This window comes from Halomonas gemina (genome assembly GCF_023554995.1).
Taxonomy (GTDB): Bacteria; Pseudomonadota; Gammaproteobacteria; order Pseudomonadales; family Halomonadaceae; genus Halomonas; species Halomonas gemina.
Map to the genome: position 1 here is coordinate 1 of NZ_JAMJPK010000050.1, position 255 is coordinate 255.

Annotated in this window: 1 protein-coding gene; it reads left to right on the forward strand. The window is 69.8% G+C overall.

All coding sequences use genetic code 11. The features are described 5' to 3' along the window. The coding region (locus tag M8009_RS19010; RefSeq protein WP_250064048.1) for a molybdopterin-dependent oxidoreductase at window positions 1-255 on the forward strand (255 nt) is incomplete at both ends.

Below are 255 nucleotides of genomic sequence, written 5' to 3' on the forward strand. Positions count from 1 at the left end.
CCATCAGGGGCATGTACATCCTCGGCGAGAACCCGGCGATGTCCGACCCGGACCTCGACCATGCCCGGGCAGCCCTGGCCAGGCTCGAGCACCTGGTGGTGCAGGACCTGTTCGTCACCGAGACGGCCCAGTTCGCCGATGTCATCCTGCCGGCATCGAGCTGGCCGGAGAAGGACGGCAGCGTCACCAACACCAACCGCCAGGTGCAGCTCGGCCGCGCCGCCGTGCCGCTGCCCGGTGAGGCCAAGCCCGACT